Source organism: Roseateles sp. FW301-B2 (genome assembly GCF_058788955.1).
In genome coordinates, this window is record NZ_JBYTBE010000015.1 from 114,297 (window position 1) to 117,895 (window position 3,599).

3 protein-coding genes and 1 pseudogene are annotated in these 3,599 nt (G+C 72.9%); 1 reads left to right on the plus strand and 3 read right to left on the minus strand.

What is annotated here, in order from left to right:
* Both AC3WQY_RS12550 and epsC read right to left on the minus strand, forming a co-directional pair.
* Window positions 1-935 (minus strand): annotated as a pseudogene (locus AC3WQY_RS12550) (hypothetical protein); the annotation flags it as partial.
* Window positions 936-954: 19 nt separating this feature from the next.
* A complete protein-coding gene (gene epsC, locus AC3WQY_RS12555; protein WP_492708788.1) occupies window positions 955-1,926 on the minus strand; it encodes a serine O-acetyltransferase EpsC in 972 nt (323 codons plus the stop codon).
* A gap of 118 nt (window positions 1,927-2,044) precedes the next feature.
* Between epsC and AC3WQY_RS12560 the strand changes: the two genes are divergently transcribed.
* The gene (locus AC3WQY_RS12560) at window positions 2,045-2,929 is read left to right on the plus strand and encodes a dienelactone hydrolase family protein (protein WP_492708790.1); all 885 of its coding nucleotides are present in this window, start codon (window positions 2,045-2,047) and stop codon (window positions 2,927-2,929) included.
* Here the strand turns inward: AC3WQY_RS12560 and AC3WQY_RS12565 are convergent.
* Window positions 2,917-3,510, minus strand: a complete 594-nt coding sequence (locus tag AC3WQY_RS12565; RefSeq protein WP_492708792.1) for a hypothetical protein — start codon at window positions 3,508-3,510, stop codon at window positions 2,917-2,919. The genes AC3WQY_RS12560 and AC3WQY_RS12565 overlap by 13 nt on opposite strands.
* Window positions 3,511-3,599 lie beyond the last annotated feature (89 nt).

The window sequence follows — 3,599 nt, forward strand, 5'->3', positions numbered from 1 at the left end:
GCTGCACGCTCGGCCGCTGCACGCTCGGCCGCTGCACGCTCGGCCGCTGCACGCTCGGCCGCTGCACGCTCGGCCGCTGCACGCTCGGCCGCTGCACGCTCGGCCGCTGCACGCTCGGCCGCTGCACGCTCGGCCGCTGCACGCTCGGCCGCTGCACGCTCGGCCGCTGCACGCTCGGCCGCTGCACGCTCGGCCGCTGCACGCTCGGCCGCTGCACGCTCGGCCGCTGCACGCTCGGCCGCTGCACGCTCGGCCGCTGCACGCTCGGCCGCCAAGTTCAAGGCCGCCTCCCGCTCGGCCCGCTGTTGCGCCAGCAGCGCGGCGCGCGCTTGCGCCTCGGCCAGCTCGCGCAGGCGCTGGGTCTGCGCTTCCACCGCGCGCCGCTCGGCCGCGGCAGCGGCGTCGCGCTGACGCTGTGCCTGTGCCTGTGCTTCCCGCTCCCGCTCCCGCTCCCGCTGCAGCGCCAGCTCGGCCGAGGCCTGCGCGGCCTGCCGCTGGGCCTGCAGGCGTGCGCGCGCCTGGGCCAGGGCTTCGGCGGCGGCGCGCGCCTCGGCCTCGCGCGCCTGTTGCCGGGCCTGCCGCTGCGCCAGCTCCTGCGCCTGCGCTTCGGCCTCGCGCGCCTGTTCAAGGGCGCGCGCGGCCTGTGCGCGCCGGCGTTCGCTCTGGTCCTCGACGTCGGTGACGTCGTCCATGTTCCAGCGCCCGGGCCGGAGCTGGCTGCGCGGCGCGGGCGTTGTCGGCGTTGAGGGCGTTGTGGGCGTTGTGGGCGTTGTGGGCACGGCGCGGCGCGCCTGCAGTGCGTCCAGCGAGATCGACAGATCCACCGGTTGATCCAGCTCGCGCAGGCGTTCGCTGAAGCGCTGCAGGAGCGTGTTGGGATCGAAGCCGTCGTCGTCGGCGGCGGCCTTGGCGTTGGCGTCTGGCGCTGCGCTCATGCCGGTCTGGCCGCGGGGGTCAGGTGTTGCCACCCTCGCAGACCTGCTGCGAGCTGGCCTGGGTGACGTTGCTGCCAGGCGGGACGCTGCGCGTGACCCAGACGTTGCCGCCGATGGTGGAGCCATGCCCCAGCGTGATGCGGCCCAGGATGGTGGCGCCGGCATAGATCACCACCTCGTCCTCGACGATGGGGTGGCGCGGCTGGCCCTTGCGCACATGGCCTTCGGCATCGACCGGGAAGCTGCGCGCGCCCAGCGTCACGGCCTGGTAGATGCGCACGCGCTGGCCGATCACCGCCGTCTCGCCGATCACCACGCCGGTGCCGTGGTCGATGAACAGGCCGGGGCCGATCTGGGCGCCGGGGTGGATGTCGATGCCGGTGCGGGCATGCGAGAGCTCGGCCACGATGCGCGCCAGCAGGGGCACGCCCAGGCGGTAGAGCTGGTGGGCGATGCGGTGGTGGATCATCGCGGCGATGCCGGGATAGCAGATCAGCACCTCGTCGACGCTGCGGGCCGCAGGGTCGCCATCGAAGGCGGCCTGCACATCGCTGTCCAGCAGGCGGCGGATGGCGGGCAGGCTGTGGGCGAAGGCGCGCGTCAGCGCCGCGGCATGGCCGGCCACCGCCTCGGCCGGCTCGCTGGCACCGGGCTGGCGCGCCGCATGGCGCAGCTCCAGCAGGATCTGGCCGCGCAGCGCCTGCAGCTGGGTATGCAGGGTATGGCCGACGAAGAAGTCCTCGCCGTCCGGGCGCAGTTCGGGTGGGCCGAGGCGCATCGGGAACAGCGCGCCGCGCAGGCCGTCGACGATGCTGCCCAGCACCTCGGCCGAGGGCAGCTCGCGCCCGCCGGCTTCGTTGAGGCGCTGCTGGCTGGCGCGCCAGTCCTGGCGGGCCTGGCGCAGCGCGCTGACGACGGCGTCGAGCTCGAGATCGGCTTCGGCAGTGGGCGTGGGCGTGGGCGTGGGCGTGGGTATGGGCGTGGCGTTCATCGCGGCGGGCGGCTCAAGGCGGATGCCCCAGTCTAGCCGGGCCGGGTTGTCGCCGCTTGCGGCACCCGCACGGCTTGGCAAGAATGCGCCGACCCGGACTCGCCCGAAAGATGCCCGCATGAGACTCACCGCCAAGGACTTCGCCCCCGAGATCCTGCGCCTGTTCGACCAGTATGTGCACGGCGATCTCAGCCGGCGCGGCTTCCTGGAGCGGGCGCAGGGCTGCCTGGGCAGCGCCGCTGCCGCCGCGGCCACGCTGGCGGCGCTGACGCCGCGCTTTGCGGCCGCCCAGCAGGTGCGGCCCGACGACCGCCGCATCGTCACCCGCACTCAGGCCTTCGACGCGCCCCAGGGCCATGGCCGCGTGAGCGGTTACCTGGCCATGCCGGCCGCGGCCGGCGGCAGGCTGCCGGTGGTGCTGGTGGTGCATGAAAACCGCGGCCTGAATCCTCATATCGAGGACATCGCACGCCGCCTGGCCCTGGACGGCTTCGTTGCCTATGCGCCCGACGCGCTCTACAGCCTGGGCGGCTATCCGGGCGACGAGGACCGGGCGCGCGAGCTGTTTGCCAAGCTGGATGGCGGCAAGACGCTCGCCGACTTCGTGGCCGCGGCGCGCGCGCTGCTGAGCCTGCCCGAGGGCAACGGGCGGGTGGGCGTGGTGGGTTTCTGTTTCGGTGGCGGCATCGCCAACTACCTCGCCACCCAGCTGCCGGAGCTGGCGGCGGCCGTGCCCTTTTATGGCGGCCAGCCGCCGGCCGCCGAGGTGGCCAAGATCAAGGCCGCGCTGCTGATCCAGTACGCCGGCATGGACGAGCGCGTGAATGCCGGCTGGCCCGGCTACGAGGCGGCGCTGAAGGTCGCGGGCGTGCGCTACGAGGCCCATGTCTATCCGGGCACCCAGCATGGCTTCAACAACGACACCACGCCGCGCTTCGATGCCGCCGCAGCCAGGCTGGCCTGGCAACGCACGGTCGAGTTCTTGCGGGCTCAGCTCTCCTGAGCCTTGGGGCGGCGGCGCATCAGGCTCAGGCTGGTGCCGGTCAGGCCCGCCAGGGCCAGCGCCATCGAGGTCAGCAGCACGCTGCTGGGCTCGGGCACATGGCTGGCCACGCGCGCCTCGGTGAGCAGGTTGTCGCGGCCGAAGGGGCTTTGCTGGCTCACCGCGCCGGAGATGAAGTTGCTGGCATTGCCGGTGCTGATGCCGTCGCCGGCATGCCAGTTGGCCAGATAGGCCACCTGGCCGCTGTAGCTGAACTCGGTGCTGCTGGCGGCGCCGAAGTCCTGGACGCCGTCCAGCGAGAGCTGGGGGGCCTGGGCGCTGGCCAGGTCGCCAAGCGCGATATTGAACAGATTCAGGTTGAAGCGGGCATTGCCGCTGAAGGGGTGCAGGGGGTTGGCCTGCCAGGTGGCGGTCCAGGCGCCGCTGTCGCTGAACACCAGGCGCACCGCGATCACATCGCCCACCGGCCCGCCGTCGCCGGCGAGATCCTGCCATTGCACGCTGAAGGTATTGGCCTGGGCGGCGGGATAGAGCAGGGCCAGCATCAAAGCGACGGCGCAGCGCAGTGCAGGCTTCTTCATGGACTTCTTCCTTCTTGTTCGAGCTGGCCTCAGCCTAAGCAGCGCGCTGGCGCGCGTCAACAGGCGGCCCGGCGAGTTTGGGGGGGAGG